The following is a 24,494-nucleotide window of genomic DNA, read 5'->3' as shown; positions in this document are numbered from 1 at the left end:
CGTTCGCCTTGTTGTGGGCGAGCGAGACCGCCTTCGACCTCGGCTCCGCGCTGATGACGTTCGCGCTCGGAGTCTGGTTGTTCCAGCGGACGGAATCTGCGCAGCAGTTCTCGTTGGCGATCGTGGCGACCGCGTTTCCAAGCCTGCTCATGACCCCGGTGGCGGGCGCGCTGGCCGATCGGTTCGACCGGCGCTGGGTCATCGTGGGGTGCGACGTCTGCTCGGCGGTGTTGATCGCCGTGCTCGCCGTCCTGGTGTTTCAGGATCGGATGCAGCCGGGCTACCTGTATGCGTTCAACGTCGCCAGCGCGGTCGTTGGATCGATCCGCATCCCGGCGTACCGGGCGGCGATGGGATCGATCGTGCCGCGGGAGCGGCTCACCCAGGCTGGTGCGCTGATCGGGCTCACGCAGAGCGTGTTCCAGGTCGCGGTGCCCCTGGTCGCGGGTTACCTCATGGCCGCGCTCGGGCTGACCGGCATCGTCACCGTGAACATCCTCCTCGTGGCTGCTGGAGCGATCGCCGCGTTCGGCGGGCTCTCGCGGAGCCGGCAGGCCGTCCGCGGGGTCGAGCGCGCGGTGCGGTCGTCGCTCTTCCGCGAGACCGCTCTCAGCGTGCGCTCCGCGTTGGCCTATCTCCGCGAGGTGCCGACGATGGCCGGGCTCTCGATCTATGGCGCGATCCAGGAGGCCCTCGTCGTGCTCGCCGCGAGCATGATGATCCCGCTCGTCCTGTCGACGCATGCCAGCGAAGCGGTCGGCTTGATCCTGAGCAGCGGTGCGCTGGGCGCGGTGGCGGGGTCGGGACTGCTGGTGGTCGCGCCGGTGCGCCGTCGCCAGATGCGCTGGATGCTCGTGGCTCAGCTGGCGGTATCGCTGATGCTGGTGCTGGTCGGGCTCGCGAGCTCGACGGTCCTGTGGGCCGTGTGCGCGTTCGGCGCGTACTTCGGCGGTGCGATGTCGACCGCGTGCGCCCTCGCGCTGCTCCTGCGCAAGACGCGGGTCGAGAGCCGAGGAAGTCTGTTCGCGCTGAATGCCGCGCTCAACGGGATCATGGTGTGCGTGGCGATGCTGGTGGGTGGCTATTTCGCTCACCATGTCTTCGAGCCGGCGCTCCTGGACGGAGGCGCCTGGGCGAGCACGGTGGGCGCCTGGGTCGGCACAGGCAAGGGCCGCGGTCTGGCCTTCGTCTTCATCGTGTGCGGCGCCGCTGGCGGTCTCCTGTCGCTCTTCGCGCTGCTCTCGCCGCGATTCCGGGACTTCGACGAGGGGACGCCCGATCCAGCGGATGAGCCGACGACAGCCACGTCGCCGGCCGCGGCGCACCCCGAGCCGCGGGCCCGAGGCCACGCGCCAGGTGTGGATGAGCTTCTCGCTTGCGAACCGACGTCACCCGAGCGCCCAGGAGTCGCCGTTGACCACTCGACATGACCTCACGTCCGTCCAGCAGGCGATCTGGCTGGATCAGATGCTGGCGCCAGGGGTGCCGTCCTACAACATCGGGATGGTCTTTCGGATCGATGGCGACCTCGACGAGGCGCTGTTCGAGGAGGCGTTCGGTCACGTCGTCCAAGGCCACGACGCGCTTCGGCTGGTGATCGGGGAGGAGGCCAGTGTCCCTTTCCAGCGCGTCCTGCCGCATGTCGGTGGCATCGCGCCGGTGCTCGACCTGACCGGCTACGACGACGCCGAGGCGCGCGCCTGGGCCCACATCCATCGGGCGGCAAGCACGCCGTTCGAGCTTTACGGCCGCCCGCTGTGGGAGGCGCAGCTCGTGCGGATCACGCCGGACTGCCGGTACTTTCGGCTCCACTTCCACCACCTCGTGTCCGACGGCACCCACTTCGCCATCGTGGTGCGCGCCATCGCGGAGGCTTACGAGCGGTGCTCGCGCGGCGCACCGGCGGGCGCGCCGGCGCCGTCCTACCTCGAGTTTGCCGAGAGAGACCGGCTGTATCTGGCGTCGCCCCGGTACGAGGCCGATCGACAGTTCTGGACAGAGCGATTCGCCACCTTGCCACCGCCGCTCCTCGCGCCGCGCGCGATCGAGGCCATGGCCAGCGGTCGCGACGCCTGGGTCAGCGACCGTGTCATGCGGCGGATCGAGGGCGACGAGCTCGCCCGCCTGCGCGCGTATCTCGCGGCGTCCGGGAGCACGTTGCAGCACTTCCTGCTCGCCGTCTTGGCCGCCTACTTCGCGCGCGCGCACGGCGTAGAGGAGGTGGTGATCGGGGTGTCGGTGCACAACCGCGGCACGGCGCGCGATCGGTGCACGGCGGGCATGTTTTCCTCGATGATCCCGCTCGGGATCCAGGTCCATCGCGACAAAAGCATCGCCGAGCTGATGCAGGACATCGCCGCCGAGCTGCGGCGTTGCTATCGCCATCAGCGATTCCCGATCCAGGATCTCAACAGGTCGCTGCGCCTCGACCAGCTCGGCCGGCGGCAGCTCTTCGATGTGACGCTGAGCCTGGACATCTATCCGGAAGCAGCGCCGATCGGCGCGGCGCGCTGGGCGGTGGTCGACAAGATGTACAGCGGCTTCGCTCAGGTCCCCCTGGCCGTGTGCATCAACGAGTATCCGGGGACCGACCGCGCGATCATCGAGCTCGACTACAGCCGCGCGGCCTTCGAGCGCGGCGAGATCGAGCGCATTCAGCGCCGCCTTTCGTGCGTGATGAACGCTGTGCTCGAAGGCGGCGCTGGCCAGCCGATCGGCGCGCTGCCGCTGATCGACGAGGACGAGCGGCGCCAGGTGGTGGTGGGCTGGAACGACACCGGCACGGCGTACCCGACGGGGCTGCGCGTGCACGAGCTGTTCGAGGCGCAGGTGGCGCGGACCCCGGCCGCGGTGGCGGTCGACGACGGAGCGCGGCGGCTGTCCTACGCGGAGCTCAACGCGCGCGCCAACCAGCTTGCGCACGCGCTGCGGCGGCAGGGCGTGGGCCCAGACGTGGCGGTGGGGCTGTGCCTGGAGCGCAGCGTGGAGATGGTGATCGGGCTCCTGGCGGTGCTGAAGGCGGGCGGCTGCTACGTGCCGCTCGATCCAGACCAGCCGAAGGTGCGGCTGCGCGAGATGGTCGCGGACAGCGCGCCGCGTGTGGTGCTGGTGGACGCGGTGGGCGACCGGACGCTGGCCGAGGTCGATGGCATCGGCGCACGGTGCGTGGCGCTCTCGATGCAGGCCTGGGGCTTCTCGCACGAGCCGTGCGACGCGCCGCCGGCGGAGGGACACGAGCGCGACCTGGCGTACGTGATCTACACGTCGGGCTCGACGGGGACGCCCAAGGGGGTGATGAACGAGCACCGCGGCGTGGTGAACCGGCTGCTGTGGATGCAGCAGGCGTACGGGCTGGGCGAACGGGACGTGGTGCTGCAGAAGACGCCGTTCGGGTTCGACGTGTCGGTGTGGGAGCTGTTCTGGCCGCTGATGGCGGGGGCGCAGCTGGTGATGGCGCGGCCGCACGGGCACAAGGACCCGGACTACCTGGCGACGCTGATCGAGCGCGCGAGGGTGACGACGCTGCACTTCGTGCCGTCGATGCTGCAGGCGTTCCTGGCCGAGGACGTGGCGGAGCGGTGCGCGAGCCTGGTGCGGGTGTTCTGCAGCGGCGAGGCGTTGCCAGCGCCGCTGGTGCGGCGCTTCCACGACCGGCTGCCCGGGGTCGAGCTCCACAACCTGTACGGGCCGACCGAGGCGGCGGTGGATGTCACCGCGTGGCAGTGCAGGCCGGGCGACACGAGCGACGCGATCCCCATCGGCCGGCCGATCGCGAACACACAGCTTTACATTCTCGACGAGCGGCGGCAGCCGGTGCCGGTGGGCGCGGCGGGCGAGATCTACATCGGCGGCGTGCAGGTGGCGCGGGGCTACCTGAACCAGCCGGCGCTGACCTCGGCGCGGTTCGTCGACGACCCCTTCACGGCGGGTGGTCGGCTGTATCGCACGGGAGATCTGGGGTGCTGGCGGTCTGACGGAGCGATCGAGTACCTGGGGCGCAACGACCTGCAGGTGAAGATCCGCGGCGTACGGATCGAGCTGGGCGAGATCGAGGCGCGGCTCGCCGAGGTGAAGGGGCTGCGCGAGGTGGCGGTGACGGCGCGCGAGGACGAGCCGGGCGACCTTCGGCTGGTGGCGTACTACACGGCAGAAGGCGAGCAGGCGCCGGACGCCGGGGCGCTGCGAGCGCACGCGGCGCAGCGGCTGCCAGCGGCGGCCGTACCGGCGGCGTACGTGCGGCTCGCGGCGATGCCGGTGACGGCGAACGGCAAGCTCGATCGCAAGGCCTTGCCCGCGCCGGATGCTGCGGCGTTCGCGCACCGGGTGTACGAGCCTCCCCAGGGCGCGACCGAGCAGACGCTCGCCGAGATCTGGGCCGAGCTGCTCGGGATCGAGCGGGTCGGCCGCCACGACAACTTCTTCGCGCTGGGCGGCCACTCGCTGATCGCTATCCGGCTGATCGAGCGCATGCGTAGCGCGCACATGCACGCCGACGTGCGGGTCGTGTTCAGCGCTCCGACCCTGGCGGCGCTCGCGAGCCAGGTCGGCGCGGAGAGCGACGAGGTGGCGGTGCCGCCGAACCTCATCCCGCCGGACGCCGACCGCATCACGCCCGAGATGTTGCCGCTGGTGAGCCTCAGCCAGGCATCGATCGACGCGATCGTCGCGGCGGTCGATGGCGGCGCGGCCGGTGTGCAGGACATCTATGCGCTGGCGCCGCTCCAGGAGGGGATCCTCTTCCATCATCTGGTGCGGAGCCCCGACGACGCGGATCCGTACGTCATGTCCGGCCTGTTCGGCTTCGCCAGCCGCGCGCGGCTCGACCGCTTCCTCCAGGCGCTGCAGCAGGTGATCGACCGCCACGACATCCTGCGCACCGCCATTGCCTGGCAGGGCGTGGTGGAGCAGCCGGTCCAGGTGGTACACCGGCGTGCGACGCTCGAGGTCGAGGTCGTCGCGCTCGATCCGGACGCCGGCGAACTCGTCGCGCAGCTCGAGGCAGGTCACGACGCGCGGATCGACGTGACCCGGCCGCCGCTGTTTCGCGGTCGCGTCGCTGCCGACCCGACGCGCGGGCGCTGGATTCTGCACCTCCTGTTTCATCACCTGGTGCTGGACCACACGACGCTGGAGACCGTGCTCGCCGAGGCGCGCGCGATCGAGGACGGCCAGCGCGATCTGCCGGCGCCGGCGCCGTTCCGCGACTTCGTGGCGCAGGCGAGGTCGCGGGTCTCTGCCAGCGAGCACGAGGCGTTCTTCCGCGAGATGCTCGGCGACGTCGATGCGCCGACCGCGCCGTTCGGGCTGCTCGACGTGCACGGCGACGGCAGCGGCATCGCCGAGGCGAGCCGGACCTTGTCGGCCGAGCTCGCGCGCGCGGTCCGCGACCGCGCGCGGGCGCTGGGCGTGAGCGCGGCGAGCCTCTTTCACCTGGCGTGGGCGCTCGTGCTGGCGCGGACGACGGACCGGCGCGACGTCGTGTTCGGCACCGTGCTCGTCGGTCGCGCGCAGGGCGGCGCGCGAGCGGACCGGGCGCTCGGCGTGTTCATCAATACGCTGCCGATCCGCGTCGACGTGGACGCGCGCGGTGTCGCGGACACGGCGCGAGGCACGCACGCGCGCATCGTCGAGCTGCTTCGCCACGAGCACGCGCCTCTCGCGCTGGCGCAGCGGGCCAGCGCGATCCCGAGCCAGGCGCCGCTGTTCACTTCGCTCCTCAACTACCGGTTCAGCGCGGACGAGAGCGATGCGCCTTCGCTGGCGCACGTGCTGGGATCGGAGATCGAGCTCCTCGCCAGCCGCGAGCGCACGAACTACCCGCTCGGTCTCACCATCGACGATCTCGGGCAGGCGCTCGTCCTGACGGCCAAGGCGCCGCGGGAGGTGGGGCCAGAGCGGATCTGCGACTTCGTACAGACCGCGCTGCACGTGCTGGTCGACGCGCTCGCAACGGAGCCCGCGCGGCCCGTGTGCGAGCTCGATGTGCTGCCGGCGTCCGAGCGCGAGCGCGTGCTCGCGTCCTGGAACGACACCGCGATCGAGGTCCCACCGGGCGCGTCCGTCCATGGCCTGTTCGAGGCGCAGGTCGCGCGGACGCCACGGGCGATCGCCGTCGTGCACGGGGACGTCGAGGTGACGTTCGCCGAGCTCGATGCGCGGGCGAACGGCTTGGCGCAGGCCCTGCGCGCCCACGGCGTCGGGCCAGATCGCCGGGTTGCGATCGTGCTCGAGCGCGGGATTGACATGATCGTCGCCGTGCTCGGCATCCTCAAGGCCGGAGGCGCCTACGTGCCGCTCGACCCGTCGTGGCCGGCGGAGCGCCTCGCGCAGGTGCTGGTCGACGCCGGACCGGTCTGCGTGATCTCGCAGGCGGCGCTCCGCGCGAGCTTACCTTCCGCACCGCCGGTGATCCTGCTGGCCGCGGGCGGAGCGGACATCGCGCCTGCCCGGGGGATGGCCGACGCGCGGCTCGAGGAGACGGCAAGCGATGCGCCCGGCGCGTCGAGCGATCCGGCTCGCCAGCTGGCCTATGTCATCTACACGTCGGGATCGAGCGGGCGACCCAAGGGGGTCATGATCGAGCACGGCAGTGTGATCAACCTCTGGGCGGCGCTGGAGCGCGCCATCCACGCGCATCACCCGCGCTGCCGGCGGGTCAGCCTCAACGCGCCGCTCGCCTTCGACTCGTCCGTCAAGCAGTGGGTCCAGCTGCTGTCTGGACGCACGCTCGTCGTCGTGCCGGCCGACGTGCGGACCGACGGCGCGGCGTTGCGCGACTTCGTCGCCGCGCACGAGATAGACGTCCTGGACTGCACGCCGTCTCAGCTGGCGCTGACGCTGGACGAGCACGGGGCGCCTCGCTGCGCCGTCACGCTGGTCGGCGGCGAGGCGATCGGCCCGGCGCAGTGGCATGCGCTGGTCGAGCAACGCCCGACGACCTTCTACAACGTCTACGGCCCGACCGAGTGCACCGTCGACGCCACGGTGGCTCGCATCTCGGGCGGTGCGCCGCACATCGGCCGACCGATCGCGAATGTGCGGGTGTACGTGGTGGACGCGTCGTTTCGGCCATCGCCGGTTGGTGTGATCGGTGAGATCGTGATTGGCGGTGCGGGGGTGGCGCGGGGGTATCTGGGGGAGCCAGGTCTGACGGCGGAGCGGTTCGTGGACGATCCGTTCGTGTCCGGAGGACGAGTGTACCGGACAGGGGATCTCGGTCGCTGGCGTGCGGACGGGATGATCGAGTACGTGGGTCGCAACGACTTTCAGGTGAAGCTTCGAGGCTACCGCATCGAGCTTGGGGAGATCGAGGCGCGGCTCGGTGAGGTGAGGGGAGTCGAAGAGGTGGTGGTGGTGGCGCGTCGCGAGGGCGGTGACGCGGGCGACGCGCGGCTTGTGGCGTACTACACGGGCGAGGGGAATCTAGGGGACGCGCTGCGCGCCCACGCGTCGCGGACGCTTCCGTCGTACATGGTGCCGACGGCGTACGTGGCGCTCGAGGTGCTGCCGCTGACGGCGCACGGCAAGCTCGACCGGGGTGCGCTGCCTGCGCCCGAGGCGTCGGAGGCGAAACCAGGCGAAGCGCCGCGGAATCAGATTGAAGAGCTCCTTGCCGGGCTGTGGAGCGAGCTTTTGGGGCGCGAGCGGGTGAGCCGGAACGACCACTTCTTCGAGCTCGGTGGGCACTCGTTGCTGGCGATGCAGCTTGTGTCGCGGGTGCGCCGGTTGCTGGGCGTCGAGCTTGCGTTGTCCGAGCTGTTCGCGCACCCCGAGCTGCACCGGCTGGCGGCGCGTGTGAGGGTGGCAGAGCGCACGGAGCTGCCGGAGATAGCGGTGCGCGAGCGGCGCGGACCGGAGCCTGTGTCGCTGACGCAGCAGCGGCTATGGTTTTTGACGCGGCTGGAGGGCGCGAGCGCGGCGTATCACATCCGGGGTGCGTTTCAGCTGCGCGGCGCGCTGGACCGGGGCGCGCTGGTGGGCGCGCTGAGGCGAATCGTGGAGCGTCACGAGTCGCTGCGCACGCGCTTCGGGGTGCAGGACGGCGTGCCGGTGCAGGAGGTGCAGGCGACGGCCGCGCTTCAGCTGCGCGAGGAGGATGTGCGGGGCTCGGCCGATGCGGGGGCTGCGGCGCGCGCGCTGGGCGATGCGCATGCGGCGACGGCGTTCGAGCTGAGCGAGGACCTGCCGCTGCGCGTGCTGGTCGTGCGCACGGGCGAAGACGAGCACGTGCTCGAGGTGGTGATGCACCACATCGCGTCGGACGGCTGGTCTGTGGGCGTGTTTTTGCGCGAGCTGAGCGCGCTGTACGCGGCGTATGCGTCGGGTCGAGCGGATCCGCTGCCGGCACCGACGGTGCAGTACGCGGACTGGGCAGCGTGGCAGAGGAGCGCGCTTGCGAGCGGGCAGCTTGCGCGGCAGAGCGAGTTCTGGCGGAGCAACCTTCGCGGTGCGCCGAGCCTGTTGAGCTTGCCGTGGGACCGACCGCGCCCTGCGCAGCAGGACCCTGCAGGCGCGAGCATCGATGTCGAGGTGGGCGCGGAGCTGACGCGCGGGCTGCGTGCGCTGAGCCGTCGTCACGGGGTGACGATGTACATGACGCTGCTTGCGAGCTGGGGTGCGGTGCTCTCTCGGCTGAGCGGGCAAGAAGAGGTGGTGATCGGGAGTCCCGTGGCTGGTCGTGGGCGGGCGGAGATCGAGTCGTTGATCGGGTTCTTCGTGAACACGCTGGCGCTGCGCATCGACCTGCAGGGAGAGCCGACGGTAAGCGAGGTGCTGGCGCGTACGCGTGCGCAGGTGCTTGCGGCGCAGGAGCACCAGGACCTGCCGTTCGATCAGGTGGTGGAGGTGGTGGCGCCGCCGCGGAGCCTGTCGCACACGCCGCTGTACCAGGTGATGCTCGACTGGCACGGCACGCGGGATACGCCGGTGACGCTGCCAGGCTTGGACGTGACGACGCTCCCGACGGAGCTGGACACGGCGCAATGCGACCTGACGCTGGCGCTGCAGGAGGGTGAGGAGGGGCTCGTGGGGAGCCTGAACTACGCCACGGCGCTGTTCGAGCGCGAGACGGTGGAGCGCTACCGTGGCTACTGGCTGCGTGTGCTGGAGGGCATGGTGGCCGACGATCGGCAGCCGATCGGCGCGATCCCCGTGCTGTCGCCGGCGGAGTGGCAGCGCGTGGTGGTCGAGTGGAACGACACGGGGCGAGCGCTGCCGCTCGAGCGGTGCGTGCACGAGCTGTTCGAGGCGCAGGTGGCGCGAGCCCCTGAGGCGGTCGCGGTCGACGATGGGACGGAGCGCCTGAGCTACGGTGAGCTGAACCGGCGAGCCAACCGGCTGGCGCGCCACCTGCGCGAGGTGGGCGTCGCGGCGGACGCGCGGGTGGGGGTGTGCGCCGAGCGGGGCGCGCCGATGCTTGTCGCGCTGCTGGCCACGCTGAAGGCGGGCGGAGCGTACGTGCCGCTCGATCCTGCCTATCCAGGCGAGAGGTTGGCCCACATCATCGAGGACAGCGCGCCGGTCGCGGTGCTGACGGCGGGGGGCGCAGGGCGCGACGTGGCGTGCCGTCACGTGGCCGGGACGGTCCCGATGTTCGATGTCGAGATGGATGCGGGCCAGTGGGCCTCGCGCCGCGATGACGACCTCGACGCGCGGGCGGTCGGTGTTGGCGCGGAGCACCTGGCGTACGTGATCTACACGTCGGGCTCGAGCGGTCAGCCGAAGGGCGTGATGATCGAGCACCGCAACCTCGTGAATTACACGCTTGCGGCGATCGAGTGGTTCGGGCTGGGACCTGCGGACACGGTGCTGCAGCAAAACTCGCTGAACTTCGACCTTTCGCTGGAGGAGATCATGCCAGCGCTGCTGGCGGGAGCGCGGCTGTTGCCGAGGTCGCGGCCGTTCGGGGCCGGGGACGAAGGCGAGCGCGCGAGCGTGGTGCACCTGACGGCGGCGCACTGGCACAGCCTTGTGGGCGAGTGGAGCCGTCCGGAGGCGGGCGCGCCGCCGCTGGACGGAGTGCGCATGATGAACGTGACGGGAGATGCGCTGTCGCCGCACGCGCTGGCGCGGTGGGAGGCGCTGGGCGCGGAGACGCGGCTGATCAACACGTACGGGCCGACGGAGGTGACGGTGTCGTGCAGCGCGGCCTACGTTCGCCACGAGCCAGGCGCGGCGCGCGTGAGCATCGGCAAGCCGTTCGCGAATACGCGGATGTACGTCCTGGACCGCCGCGGCGAGCCGGTGCCGGTGGGCGTGGTGGGGGAGCTGTTCATCGCGGGCGCGCAGGTGGGGCGCGGCTATCTGCACCAGCCGCAACGCAGCGCCGAGCGGTTCGTGGAGGACCGCTTCCACCCCGGCCAGCGCATGTACCGCAGCGGCGACCTGGCGCGCTGGCGGCCCGACGGGGAGCTCGAGTTCATCGGGCGCGACGACGGGCAGGTGAAGGTGCGCGGCTTCCGCGTGGAGCTCGGCGAGGTCGAGAGCGCGCTCGCGCAGCTGCCTGGGCTCGACGAGGTGGCGGTGCTCGTGCGCGAGGACGATTCCGGCGACAAGCGCCTGGTGGCGTACTACACCGGCGCGGCCGCGCTCGACGACGATGCGCTGCGACGTCACGCCGCCGAGAAGCTGCCGGCGTACATGCTGCCGGCGGCGTACGTGCGGCTCGCTGCGCTGCCCCTCACGCCCAACGGCAAGCTCGATCGCAAGGCGTTACCCGCGCCGGAGGCTGAAGCATTCGGGCATCAGGCGTACGAGGCTCCCCAGGGCGCGATCGAGCAGACGCTCGCCGAGATCTGGGCCGAGCTGCTCGGCGTCGAGCAAGTCGGACGCCACGACAACTTCTTCGCGCTGGGCGGCCACTCGCTGATCGCCATCCGGCTGATCGAGCGCATGCGCCGCGCGCGCATGCACGCCGACGTCACCGCGATCTTTCTGACGGCCTCGCTGAGCGAGCTGGCGGCGCAGGTGCGCGCCAGCGCTGACGAACCGAACGATCCCCCGCGCCTGATTGCGCGCCACCCGGGCGGCGTCCGCGAGCCGGACGCGGCTTTCGGGCTCGACGTCGAGGAGATCCGACTGTGAACACACGCGCCCTGCTGCAGCTCCTGGAAGAGAAGCAGATCCAGATCCACGCCGATGGCGGTGAGCTGGTCATTCGCGCACCGCGCGGCGCGCTCGACCCGGCGCTGGTCCAGTCGCTGCGGAGCGGGAAGGCCGCCCTGCTCGCCGAGCTCACGCAGCGGAACGACCGGACCGCGCCCGTCGCCCGGATCACGCCGGACATGCTCCCTCTCGTCAAGCTGCCCCAGGACGCGATCGACGCGATCGTCGCGAAGGTCGAGGGCGGAGCGGCCAACGTTCAGGACATCTATCCCTTGGGTCCGCTGCAGGAGGGGCTGTTCTTCCACTACCTGCTCCAGGACGGTGGCGACCCGTACCTGTTGTCCACCGTGCTCCGCTTCGACACCCGAGGGCGGCTCGACGGCTTCGTCGCCGCGCTGCAGGAGGTGATCGATCGTCACGACATCTTGCGCACCGGCTTTGTCTGGGAAGGGCTCGACCAGCCGGTCCAAGTCGTGTGGCGGCGGGCGACGCTCTCGGTCCAAGAGGTTGAGCTGGATGCGCAGGGTGACGACGCGGCCGAACGCCTCGAAGCGCTGCACCACCCATCTCGCTATCGCCTGGACGTGGGCCGCGCGCCGCTCCTCACCTGCTACGTGACCCCCGACGACACGCCGGCCGAGCTCGCCGACGAGGCGGCGGGCACGCCGCGTGACTCCGCGGGCGGGCCCTGGCTGCTGCACCTGCTCGCCCACCACCTGATCAGCGATCACACGACGCTGGACCTGCTCGTCGAGGAGGCGCGCATGATCGTCCGCGGCGAGCGAGACCGCTTGCCGCAGACGGTGCCGTTTCGCAACTTCGTGGCCCAGGCCTGCACGAGCGTGGGCCAGGACGACCACGACGCGTTTTTCCGCAGCCTGCTGGGCGACATCGAGGAGCCGACCGCGCCGTTCGGTGTCGTCGAGGTCCAGGGCGATGGCCGCGGCCACGACGAGGTCCGACAGATGCTCGACCCCGCGCTGTCGACCGCGCTCCGCCGCGTCGCGCGTGCCATGCGGGTCAGCGCGGCGAGCCTCGTCCACCTGGCGTGGGCCCTGGTCCTGGCCCGGACGACCGGGCGGCGCAATGTCGTGTTCGGCACGCTGTTGTTCGGTCGGATGCAGAGCGGCGCGGACGCCGATCGCGCGCTGGGGATGTTCCTCAACACACTGCCGATACGCATCGACGTCGGCGATGACGGCGTCCGGCGCGCGCTCGAGCGCACGCACGCGACGCTCGTCCAGCTGCTCCGCCACGAGCACGCATCGCTGGCGCTCGCCCAGCGCGCGAGCGGCGTCCCCGCGAAGACCCCTCTGTTCACCTCGCTGTTGAACTATCGCCACAGCGATCGGGCCGCGGTGGATCGCAGCGGTCAGGCGCGATACCTCGGCGATGGCATCGCGCTGCTCCGCGCCCGCGAGCGCACCAATTACCCCCTGAGCCTCGATGTCGACGACCTGGGCGACGGTTTCCACCTGACCGCGCAGGCCGATGCCTCGATCGGCGCAGCGCGGCTGTGCGACTACATGGTCTGCGCGCTGACCGGCCTGATCCAGGCGCTCGAGCGCAATCCGGACCGGCCGGTCCGCGAGCTCGAGGTCCTGCCCGAACCCGAACGTGCGCGGCTCATCGAGACCTGGAGCGCGGGGGGCGAGGCCGCGGCCGACGTGGATGCGTGCGTCCACGAGCGCTTCGAGCAGCAGGCGGCCGTGCGCCCCGACGCGATCGCGCTCGCGTGGGGCGATCGCCGGCTCCGCTATGGCGAGCTCAACGCGCAGGCCAACCGGCTCGCGCATCGCCTCCGCGCCATGGGCGTGAGACCCGATGACCGCGTCGCCGTGTACGGTCCGCGCAGCGCCGAGATCGTCGTGGCCGTGCTGGCCGTGCTCAAGGCGGGCGGCGCCTACGTCCCGCTGGATCCGAGCTATCCGCTGGAGCGCCTGGGCCAGATGGTCGAGGACTGCGACCCGCGGGTCGTGCTCCACGTCGGGCCTTGCCCGGACGCGGTCGCGCGCCACCTGCCTCGTGTCGACCTGCAGGCCGACGCCGCATGGCAGCACGAGAGCGAGCGCAATCCCGATCGCCAGACCATCGGTCTGGGTGCGCAGCACCTCGCGTATGTGCTCTACACCTCGGGCTCCACCGGGCGCCCCAAGGGCGTGATGATCGAGCACCGCGGTGTGGTGAACCAGAACGCCGCGCTGGCCGAGCGGATCGGCCTCGGTCCGGGCGATCGCATGCTGCAGTTCGCCTCGCTGTCGTTCGACACGTCCGTCGAGGAGCTGTTCGCGACCTGGATGCGCGGCGCCACGCTCGTCATGCGCACCGACGAGTGGCTGGCCGGTCCGCGTGCCTTCTGGGCGCTGTGCGAGGCGCACGGCGTGACGGTCGTGGATCTGCCGACCCAGTTCTGGGCGCAGCTCGCGCTCGATCCCGAGCGAGCGTCGATCCCGGTCTCGGTGCGGCAGGTCATCATCGGCGGCGAAGCCGTGACCGAACGCGCGCTCGCGGCGTGGTTTGCGCGCGACGGGCACCGGCCGCGGCTGCTCAACACCTACGGGCCGACCGAGACGACGATCAGCGCGACGATGCACGAAGTCGAGGGCGGCGCAGGCCAGTGGCGGAGCATCGGTCGCCCGAGCGCCGGCGTCCGGGTCTACCTCGTGGATCGCGAGTTGCGGCCGGTGCCCGCTGGCGTGGCGGGCGAGATCGTGATCGGGGGCGTGCAGGTCGGACGCGGCTACCTGAACCAGCCCGCGCTGACGGCAGAGCGGTTCTGCGACACGCCCAGCGCGCTGGGCGCGTCGGGCGCGCGGCTGTACCGCACCGGCGACGTCGGTTGCTGGCGACCGGACGGCACCATCGAGTACCTCGGGCGCGACGACCACCAGGTGAAGATCCGCGGCTTCCGCATCGAGCTCGGCGAGATCGAGGCAGCGCTCGCGAAGGTCGCGGGCGTCACGGACGTCGTGGTGGTGGCCCGCGCAACCGAGCTCGACGGGCACGGCGACCAGAAGCTGGTGGCGTACTTCGTCGGCGACGCGGCCCCGGACGCCGAGACGCTGAGGCAGCACGTGGCGCAACACCTGCCCGCTTACATGGTCCCCTCCGCGTACGTTCGCCTCGCCGCGCTGCCGCTGTCTCCGACAGGCAAGCTCGATCGCCGAGCGCTGCCCGCGCCGGATGCCGACGCGCACGTCCGGCGGTCGTACGACGCTCCTCGCAGCGGGACCGAGCAGCTGATCGCCACGATCTGGGAGGACCTGCTGCAGATCGAGCAGGTCGGACGCCACGACGACTTCTTCGCGCTCGGCGGGCATTCGCTCCTGGCGGTGCGGCTGCTCGCGCGGCTACGCCGGACGCTCGACGTCGAGATCTCGCTCGCCGAGCTGTTCGCGCAAACAGAGCTGTGGCGGCTGGCTGAGCACCTGGCAGGCGCGCGTGCCTCGTCGCTGCCGCCGATCCGGCCGGCAGAGCGCACGGGGCCGTTGCCGCTGTCGCTCGCGCAGCAGCGCCTGTGGTTCCTCACTCGGGTGGAAGGCGCGAGCGCGGCGTACCACCTCACCGCGCTGGGGCGGTTGACCGGCCCGCTCGATCGCCCGGTCCTGATCCGCGCGTTGCGTCGCGTCGTGGAGCGACACGAGGCGCTGCGCACCCGCTTCCAGCTCGTCGACGACCAGCCGGTGCAGATCGTCGAGCCCGGCGCCGAGCTACCGGTCGCCGAGGACGATCTGCGCGGCGCGTCGGGGGCCGCGGCCCGGGCCCTCGAGCTCGCGAGAGCCCACGCCTGCGCGCCGTTCGACCTCGCGCGCGAGATTCCGGTGCGCGCGCTGGTCGTGCGCGTGTCCGAGGACGAGCACCTGCTGCAGGTCGTCATGCACCACATCGCTTCCGACGGCTGGTCGGTGGGTGTGCTGCTCGACGAGCTCGGTCGGCTGTACCCCCGCTACCTCGCGGGCGAATCCGACCCGCTGCCGCCGCTCGCCGTCCAGTATGCCGACTACGCCGCCTGGCAGCGCGCCTGGTTCGTCGAGGGCGAGCTCGAGCGCCAGCGTGCGTACTGGCGCCGCACCCTCGGCGGTGCGCCGATCTCGCTCGAGCTGCCCACCACCTGGCCGCGGCCCTCGGAACAGGCTCACGCCGGGGACGAGGTCGGCGTGAGCCTCGACGCCGCGCTCGTGCAGCGGCTGCGGACGCTGTGCCGGCGGCACGGCGTGACGCCGTACATGGCGGTGCTGGCGAGCTGGGCGGCGACGCTCGGGCGCCTCGCTGCGCAGCACGAAGTGGTGATCGGAACCCCGGTGGCAGGGCGCGACCGCGCCGAGATCGAGCCGCTCGTCGGTTTCTTCGTCAACACGCTGCCGATCCGCATCGACCTGCAGGGAGCGCCCACGGTGGCGGAGCTCCTCGCGCGCACCCGCGCGCAGGTGCTCTCGGCGCACGAGCACCAGGATCTGCCGTTCGATCAGATCGTCGAAGCGGTCGCGCCGCCGCGCAGCCTGGCCCACACGCCGCTATTTCAGGTGATGCTCGCCTGGCAGAGCGGGTCAGAGCGCGAGCTTTGCCTGCCCGGCGTCACGGTGACGCCGCTGCGGATCGGACAGGCGACAGCCCAGTTCGACCTGACGCTCTCGCTCGAGGACGGAGCGCACGGGATCACCGGAACGCTCAACTACGCCACCGCGCTGTTCGACCGCGTGACCGCGCAGCGCCTCGTCGCGTACTGGGAGACGCTGCTCGAGGCGTTCGTCGCCGACGGCGGCGAGGCGGTGGTCGCCCGACTGCCGATCTTGCCGGAGGCCGAGCGCCTGGACGTTGTGGAGAGGTGGAACCAGACGCGAGCGTCGGCGAGCCGAGGGTGCGTGCACGAGCAGTTCGAGGCGCATGCGCGGCGAAACCCGGATGCGATCGCGTTGGTGCACGGAGCGGAGCGCGTGAGCTACGGCGCGCTGAACGCGGCGGCGAACCGCCTGGCGCACCACCTGCGCGGGTTGGGGGTGGGGCCGGAGCAGCGTGTGGCGATCTGCCTGGAGCGCGGTGTGGCGCTGGTGACCGCGATCCTTGCGGTCCTCAAGGCGGGCGGTGCGTACGTGCCGCTCGATCCGGCCTACGCGTCGGAGCGGCTGGCGGCGACGCTGGCCGACAGCGACCCTTCGGTGGTGCTCGTGGACGCGACGGGGCGCGGGGCGCTGGGGGAGCCAGCGTCGCGGTCGGCGCGGTGGGTCGATGTCGAGCAAGACGCGGCGCAGTGGGCGGAGGCGGCCGAGCACGATCCTGGGGTGGAAGTCTTGCCGAGCCACCTCGCATACGTGATCTACACGTCGGGTTCGACGGGGCGGCCCAAGGGCGTGATGGTCGAGCACGCGCAGGTGTCGCGGTTGTTCGCATGCACCGAGGCGTGGTTCGGGTTCGACGAGCGAGACGTGTGGAGCCTGTTCCACTCGATCGGGTTCGACTTTTCGGTGTGGGAGCTGTGGGGCGCGCTGTCGTACGGCGGGCGGCTGGTGATCGTGCCGCTGACGACCGCGCGCTCGCCGGTCGAGTTTTATGAATTGCTGTGCGCCGAAGGGGTGACGGTCCTGAACCAGACGCCGAGCGCGTTCCAGCAGCTGATGGCGGCGCAGGCGCAGACGACGAGTGGGCACCAGCTGCGCTGGGTGATCTTCGGTGGAGAGGCGCTGGAGCTGCGGACGCTCAAGCCGTGGTACGAGCGCAACGACGAGCAAGCGACGAGGCTTGTGAACATGTACGGCATCACCGAGACGACGGTGCACGTGACCTACCGTGCGCTCGCGGCTCGTGACGCGGAACGGCTTGGGCCGAGCCCGATCGGGGTGAAGCTGCCCGACCTGCGGCTGTACGTGCTGGACGAGCAGAGGCAGCCGGTGGCGGTGGGGGTGACGGGCGAGCTGTACGTCGGGGGCGCGGGCGTGGCGCGCGGCTACCTCGGGCAGCCGGAGCTCACGGCGGAGCGGTTCGTGGACGACCCGTTCACGGGAACGGGGCGCCTGTACCGGACAGGCGATCTGGGTCGCTGGCTGCCCGACGGGAGCATCGAATACCTGGGACGCAACGACTTCCAGGTGAAGATTCGCGGCTTCCGGATCGAGCTTGGGGAGATCGAGGCGCGGCTGGCGGGTGCGCCAGGGGTCGCGGAGGTGGTGGTCGTCGCGCAGCCGGTGGGCGAGAGCGCGCCGGGAGAGCGGCGGCTTGTCGCGTATTACACGGGCGAGCACGCGCCGGATGCGCGCGCGCTGCGTGAGCACGCCGCACGGGGCCTACCCGAATACATGCTGCCAGCCGCCTACGTGCGGCTCCCAGCGCTGCCGCTCACCCCCAACGGCAAGCTCGACCGCAAGGCGCTGCCGGCGCCTCAGGGCGAGGCTTTCGCGCGTCGCTCCTACGAGCCTCCGCAGGGCCCCATCGAAGAACGCCTCGCGGTGCTGTGGGCGAGGCTCCTCAAGCAGGAGCGCGTCGGGCGACACGACAACTTCTTCGCGCTCGGCGGTCACTCGCTGCTGGCGGTCAGCTTGCTCGAGCGCATGCGGCGCGAGGGGCTGCACGGCGACGTGCGTGCGGTGTTCAAGGCGCAGACCTTGGCGGAGCTCGCGGCGCAGATTCGCGACGAAGATCCGGAGTTGCCTGTGCCTCCGAATCTGATTCCGGCGCAAGCCGATCGGATCACGCCGGAGATGCTCACGCTCGTCAGCCTCGACCAGGACGCGATCGACGCGATCGTCGCGTCGGTCGACGGCGGCGCGGCCAACGTGCAGGACATCTACCCGCTCGCGCCGATGCAGGAGGGAATGCTGTTCCACCACCGGCTCGATGCGCCGTCCGAGACCGATCCCTACATGGAGTCGTACACCCTGGCCTTCCGGTCGCGGGGCCGGCTCGAACGCTTCCTGGCGGCGCTCCAGCACATCGTCGACCGCCACGACATCCTGCGCACCGGGTTCTGGTGGGACGGCCTCGAGCAGCCGGTCCAGGTGGTGCGCCGGCGCGCGGTCGTCCCCGTCTCGTGGCTCGACCCCGAGGATCTGGGCGCCGTCGACGGCGACGTCGTGCGGGCGCTCGAGGGGCGGTTCGATCCGCGGCGGCTCCGCCTCGATATCCAGCGGCCGCCGCTGCTCGCCTGCCACGTGGTCGAGGACCGCGCGCAGCAGCGCTGGGTGCTGTGCGTCCTCATGCACCACCTCGTCATCGACAACACGACGCTGAAGCTGCTGGCCGCCGAGGAGCGGGCCATCGAGCTCGGTCGTCTCGGCGAGCTGCCGCGGCCCGCGCCGTACCGCGAGTTCGTGGCGCGCGCCCGGCAGGCGATCGGCCTCGGCAAGCACGCCGCGTTCTTCCGCGAGTTGCTCGGAGACATCGACGAGCCGACCGCGCCCTTTGGCCTCGTCGACGTCCGCGGCGACGGGCGTGGCATCGCGGAGGCGGAGAGCAGGCTGCCCGGCGAGCTGTCGCGCGCCATCCGGCGCTGCACCGCGCGGCTCGGGGTGAGCCCGGCGAGCTTCATGCACCAAGCCTTTGGCCTCGTGCTCGCCCGGGTGACCGGCCGGCGCGACGTGGTGTTCGGGACCGTGGTGTTCGGTCGCATGCATGCCGGCGCCCGAGCCGACCGGGTGATGGGGATGTTCATCAACACGCTGCCGATGCGGCTCCGCGTCGACGAGCGCGGCGTCGAAGACAGCCTCCGACGCACCCACGACCTCGTGGTCGAGCTGCTGCGCTACGAGCACACGCCGCTAGGGCTCGCGCAGCGCGAGAGCCGCGTGCCGGCGCAGACTCCGCTCTTCTCCGCCCTGCTCAACTACCGGCAAGGCGCCCTCGTCGTGCAGGAAGAGCTCGACGACGCGAGCGCGCCTCCGGATCCCGGTCGCGACGACGAGATCGATTTTCTCGGCGGCAACGAGCGCACCAACTACCCGCTGGTCCTGTCGATCGACGACCTGGGTGACGACTTCTCGGTCACCGCACAGGTGAGCAGCGACATTGGGCCTGAGCGCGTGTGGGACTTCATGCGCGAGGCCCTCGCGGGCCTGGTCCGCGCGCTGGACGAGGATCCACGGGCGCCCACGTGCGGCATCGACGTGCTGCCCGCGGCGGAGCGCGAGCGCGTGGTCGCGGGGTGGAACGACACGGCGCGGGCCTACCCGCTCGCGTCCTGCGTGCACGAGCTGTTCGAGGCGCAGGTCGCGCGCTCTCCGGCGGCGATCGCCGTGGCGCAGGGCGACGAGGCGGTCTCGTATGCAGCGCTCGACGCGCGGGCCAACCGGCTGGCTTGGCACCTGCGGCAACTGGGCGTGCATTCCGGGGCCCGGGTCGCGCTGTGCTTCGAACGCAGCCCCGCGCTGATCACGGCGATGCTGGCCACGGCCAAGGCCGGCGGCGCCTACGTGCCGCTCGATCCTGCGTATCCCGCCGAGCGGCTCGACACCTTGCTGCGGAGCTCGGCTCCGGCCGCCGTGCTGACCGACGCCCATGCACGGCTCGCGATTGGCGCGACCGCACAGCGCGCAGGCGTGCGGGTGCTCGATCTCGACCGCGACATCGAGCTCGACGCAAGCGAGCGGCCAGGACACGACAGGGACGACGCCGCTGCCGCGCCGCCGACGTCGAGCGACCTCGCTTATGTCATCTACACCTCGGGATCGACCGGCGAGCCCAAGGGGGTGATGGTCGAGCACCGCAGCCTGACCAACCTGGTCGCCTGGCATATCGAGGCGTTCGGGCTTGCGCCGGGCCATCGCAGCTCGAGCACGGCAGGCGTTGGCTTCGACGCGATGACCTGGGAGATCTGGCCACCGCTGTGCAGTGGCGGCACCTTGCTGCTGCCGCCGCGGGACGTGGCGGGCGATCCGGAACGGCTGCTCGATTGGTGGCGCGCCCAGGCGCTGGACGTGAGCTTCCTGGTCACGCCGCTCGCGGAGCTGGTCCACGCCGGCGGAGCGGGCAATCCGCGCCTGCAAACGTTGCTGATCGGCGGCGATCGGCTGCGCCGCTGGCCGCAGGGTCTGCCGGCCGGTCAGGCCCTGATCAACAACTACGGGCCGACGGAGAGCTGCGTGGTCGCGACCTCCGGTCGGCTGCACGAAGGCGACTCCGTCCTGCACATCGGCCGACCGATCGCGAATGTGCGGGTGTACGTGGTGGACGCGTCGTTTCGGCCATCGCCCATTGGTGTGATCGGTGAGATCGTGATTGGCGGTGCGGGGGTGGCGCGGGGGTACCTGGGGGAGCCAGGTCTGACGGCGGAGCGGTTCGTGGACGATCCGTTCGTGTCCGGAGGACGAGTGTACCGGACAGGGGATCTCGGTCGCTGGCGTGCGGACGGGACGATCGAGTACGTGGGCCGCAACGACTTTCAGGTGAAGCTTCGAGGCTACCGCATCGAGCTTGGGGAGATCGAGGCGCGGCTCGGTGAGGTGAGGGGAGTCGAAGAGGTGGTGGTGGTGGCGCGTCGCGAGGGCGGTGACGCGGGCGACGCGCGGCTTGTGGCGTACTACACGGGCGAGGGGAATCTAGGGGACGCGCTGCGCGCCCACGCGTCGCGGACGCTTCCGTCGTACATGGTGCCGACGGCGTACGTGGCGCTCGAGGTGCTGCCGCTGACGGCGCACGGCAAGCTCGACCGGGGTGCGCTGCCTGCGCCCGAGGCGTCGGAGGCGAAACCAGGCGAAGCGCCGCGGAATCAGATTGAAGAGCTCCTTGCCGGGCTGTGGAGCGAGCTTTTGGGGCGCGAGCGGGTGAGCCGGAACGACCACTTCTTCGAGCTCGGTGGGCACTCGTTGCTGGCGATGCAGCTTGTGTCGCGGGTGCGCCGGTTGCTGGGCGTCGAGCTTGCGTTGTCCGAGCTGTTCGCGCACCCCGAGCTGCACCGGCTGGCGGCGCGTGTGAGGGTGGCAGAGCGCACGGAGCTGCCGGAGATAGCGGTGGGTGAGCGGCGCGGACCGGAGCCGGTGTCGCTGACGCAGCAGCGGCTATGGTTTTTGACGCGGCTGGAGGGCGCGAGCGCGGCGTATCACATCCGGGGTGCGTTTCAGCTGCGCGGCGCGCTGGACCGGGGCGCGCTGGTGGGCGCGCTGAGGCGAATCGTGGAGCGTCACGAGTCGCTGCGCACGCGCTTCGGGGTGCAGGACGGCGTGCCGGTGCAGGAGGTGCAGGCGACGGCCGCGCTTCAGCTGCGCGAGGAGGATGTGCGAGGCTCGGCCGATGCGGCGGCAGCGGCGCGCGCGCTGGGCGATGCGCATGCGGCGACGGCGTTCGAGCTGAGCGAGGACCTGCCGCTGCGCGTGCTGGTCGTGCGCACGGGCGAAGACGAGCACGTGCTCGAGGTGGTGATGCACCACATCGCGTCGGACGGCTGGTCTGTGGGCGTGTTTTTGCGCGAGCTGAGCGCGCTGTACGCGGCGTATGCGTCGGGTCGAGCGGATCCGCTGCCGGCACCGACGGTGCAGTACGCGGACTGGGCAGCGTGGCAGAGGAGCGCGCTTGCGAGCGGGCAGCTTGCGCGGCAGAGCGAGTTCTGGCGGAGCAACCTTTGCGGTGCGCCGAGCCTGTTGAGCTTGCCGTGGGACCGACCGCGCCCTGCGCAGCAGGACCCTGCCGGCGCGAGCATCGATGTCGAGGTGGGCGCGGAGCTGACGCGCGGGCTGCGTGCGCTGAGCCGTCGTCACGGGGTGACGATGTACATGACGCTGCTTGCGAGCTGGGGTGCGGTGCTCTCTCGGCTGAGCGGGCAAGAAGAGGTGGTGATCGGGAGTCCCGTGGCTGGTCGTGGGCGGGCGGAGATCGAGTCGTTGATCGGGTTCTTCGTGAACACGCTGGCGCTGCGCATCGACCTGCAGGGAGAGCCGACGGTAAGCGAGGTGCTGGCGCGTACGCGTGCGCAGGTGCTTGCGGCGCAGGAGCACCAGGACCTGCCGTTCGACCAGGTGGTGGAGGTGGTGGCGCCGCCGCGGAGCCTGTCGCACACGCCGCTGTACCAGGTGATGCTCGACTGGCACGGCACGCGGGATACGCCGGTGACGCTGCCAGGCTTGGACGTGACGACGCTCCCGACGGAGCTGGACACGGCGCAATGCGACCTGACGCTGGCGCTGCAGGAGCGTGAGGAGGGGCTCGTGGGGAGCCTGAACTTCGCCACGGCGCTGTTCGAGCGTGAGACGGTGGAGCGCTACCGTGGCTACTGGCTGCGTGTGCTGGAGGGCATGGTGGCCGACGATCGGCAGCCGATCGGCGCGATCCCCGTGCTGTCGCCGGCGGAGTGGCAGCGCGTGGTGGTCGAGTGGAACGACACGGGGCGAGCGCTGCCGCTCGAGCGGTGCGTGCACGAGCTGTTCGAGGCGCAGGTGGCGCGGGCCCCTGAGGCGGTGGCGGTCGACGATGGTGCGGAGCGCCTGAGCTACGGTGAGCTGAACCGGCGAGCCAACCGGCTGGCGCGACACCTGCGCGAGGTGGGTGTCACGGCGGACGCGCGGGTGGGGGTTTGCGCCGAGCGGGGCGCGCCGATGCTTGTCGCGCTGCTGGCCACGCTGAAGGCGGGCGGAGCGTACGTGCCGCTCGATCCTGCCTATCCAGGCGAGAGGTTGGCCCACATCATCGAGGACAGCGCGCCCATCGCGGTGCTGACGGCGGGGGGCGCAGGGCGGGACGTGGCGTGCCGTCACGTGGCCGGGACGGTCCCGATGTTCGATGTGGAGCTGGACGCGGGCCAGTGGGCCTCGCGCCGCGATGAAGACCTCGACGCGCGGGCGGTCGGTGTTGGCGCGGAGCACCTGGCGTACGTGATCTACACGTCGGGCTCGAGCGGTCAGCCGAAGGGCGTGATGATCGAGCACCGCAACCTCGTGAACTACACGCTTGCGGCGATCGAGTGGTTCGGGCTGGGACCTGCGGATACGGTGCTGCAGCAGAACTCGCTGAACTTCGACCTTTCGCTGGAGGAGATCATGCCAGCGCTGCTGGCGGGAGCGCGGCTGTTGCCGAGGTCGCGCCCGTTCGGGGCCGGGGACGAAGGCGAGCGCGCGAGCGTGGTGCACCTGACGGCGGCGCACTGGCACAGCCTTGTGGGCGAGTGGAGCCGTCCGGAGGCGGGCGCGCCGCCGCTGGACGGAGTGCGCATGATGAACGTGACGGGAGATGCGCTGTCGCCGCACGCGCTGGCGCGGTGGGAGGCGCTGGGCGCGGAGACGCGGCTGATCAACACGTACGGGCCGACGGAGGTCACGGTGTCGTGCAGCGCGGCGTACGTTCGCCACGAGCCAGGCGCGGCGCGCGTGAGCATCGGCAAGCCGTTCGCGAATACGCGGATGTACGTGCTGGACCGCCGCGGCGAGCCGGTGCCGGTGGGCGTGGTGGGGGAGCTGTTCATCGCGGGCGCGCAGGTGGGGCGCGGCTATCTGCACCAGCCGCAACGCAGCGCCGAGCGGTTCGTGGAGGACCGCTTCCAACCCGGCCAGCGCATGTACCGCAGCGGCGACCTGGCGCGCTGGCGGCCCGACGGGGAGCTCGAGTTCATCGGGCGCGACGACGGGCAGGTGAAGGTGCGCGGCTTCCGCGTGGAGCTCGGCGAGGTCGAGAGCGCGCTCGCGCAGCTGCCTGGGCTCGACGAGGTGGCGGTGCTCGTGCGCGAGGACGATTCCGGCGACAAGCGCCTGGTGGCGTACTACACCGGCGCGGCCGCGCTCGACGACGATGCGCTGCGACGTCACGCCGCCGAGAAGCTGCCGGCGTACATGCTGCCGGCGGCGTACGTGCGGCTCGCTGCGCTGCCCCTCACGCCCAACGGCAAGCTCGATCGCAAGGCGCTGCCCGCGCTGGACGACTCGGCCGCGTCGAGCCAGCCGTTCGAAGCGCCGTGCGGCGAGGTCGAGGAGCGGCTGGCCCGGATATGGTCCGAGCTCCTCGATCTGCCGCGCGTCGGACGCCATGACGACTTCTTCGCGCTCGGCGGCCACTCGCTCCTCGCCGTCCGCCTCATCGAGCGGATGCGCCACGAGGACCTCCACGCCGACGTCGCCTCCATCTTTACCGCCGTCAGCCTTGCCGAGCTGGCGAGAGCCACCACGCGCCTGAAGGAGATTCTGCTGTGACGACTCTGAACCAGCTCTTGACCATGCTCGAGACCAAGGGCCTCTCGCTGACGCTCGTCGGCGACGGGCTGTCGTTGCGAGGCAACGAGTCGGCGCTCGCCGATCGCGAGCTTGTCGCATCGGTGCGCGAGCACAAGCAGGCCCTGGTCGAGCTCCTCCGAGCCGGTCACACGATCGGCGCCCGCGCGCGCGCCGCCGTGCCACCCAACCTGATCCCCGACGCCGCCGCGCGGATCACCCCCGAGATGCTCACGCTGGTGAGCCTGGACCAGGCTGCGATCGACGAGATCGTCT

Annotated in this window: 3 protein-coding genes and 1 pseudogene (1 of these 4 only partly in view); all 4 read left to right on the top strand. The window is 71.2% G+C overall.

Going from position 1 to position 24,494, the window contains the following annotated elements:
- Window positions 1–53 precede the first annotated feature (53 nt).
- Window positions 54–1,430 (top strand): MFS transporter, encoded by a 1,377-nt coding sequence (locus WMF26_RS24740; RefSeq protein ID WP_438002311.1) that lies wholly within the window; start codon window positions 54–56, stop codon window positions 1,428–1,430.
- The gene (locus WMF26_RS24735) at window positions 1,414–11,082 is read left to right on the top strand and encodes an amino acid adenylation domain-containing protein (protein ID WP_438002310.1); all 9,669 of its coding nucleotides are present in this window, start codon (window positions 1,414–1,416) and stop codon (window positions 11,080–11,082) included. Before WMF26_RS24740 ends, WMF26_RS24735 begins: the two co-directional genes overlap by 17 nt.
- Complete coding sequence (locus tag WMF26_RS24730; protein WP_438002309.1) at window positions 11,079–24,200, top strand: amino acid adenylation domain-containing protein; 13,122 nt, start codon at window positions 11,079–11,081, stop codon at window positions 24,198–24,200. Before WMF26_RS24735 ends, WMF26_RS24730 begins: the two co-directional genes overlap by 4 nt.
- A pseudogene (locus WMF26_RS24725) lies at window positions 24,197–24,494 on the top strand (amino acid adenylation domain-containing protein); it runs 15,702 nt beyond the window's last position. Before WMF26_RS24730 ends, WMF26_RS24725 begins: the two are co-directional and overlap by 4 nt.

The sequence above is a fragment of the Sorangium sp. So ce185 genome, from assembly GCF_051526825.1.
GTDB lineage: Bacteria > Myxococcota_A > Polyangia > Polyangiales > Polyangiaceae > Sorangium > Sorangium cellulosum_D.
This window is presented reverse-complemented; position numbering and strand designations above follow the sequence as displayed.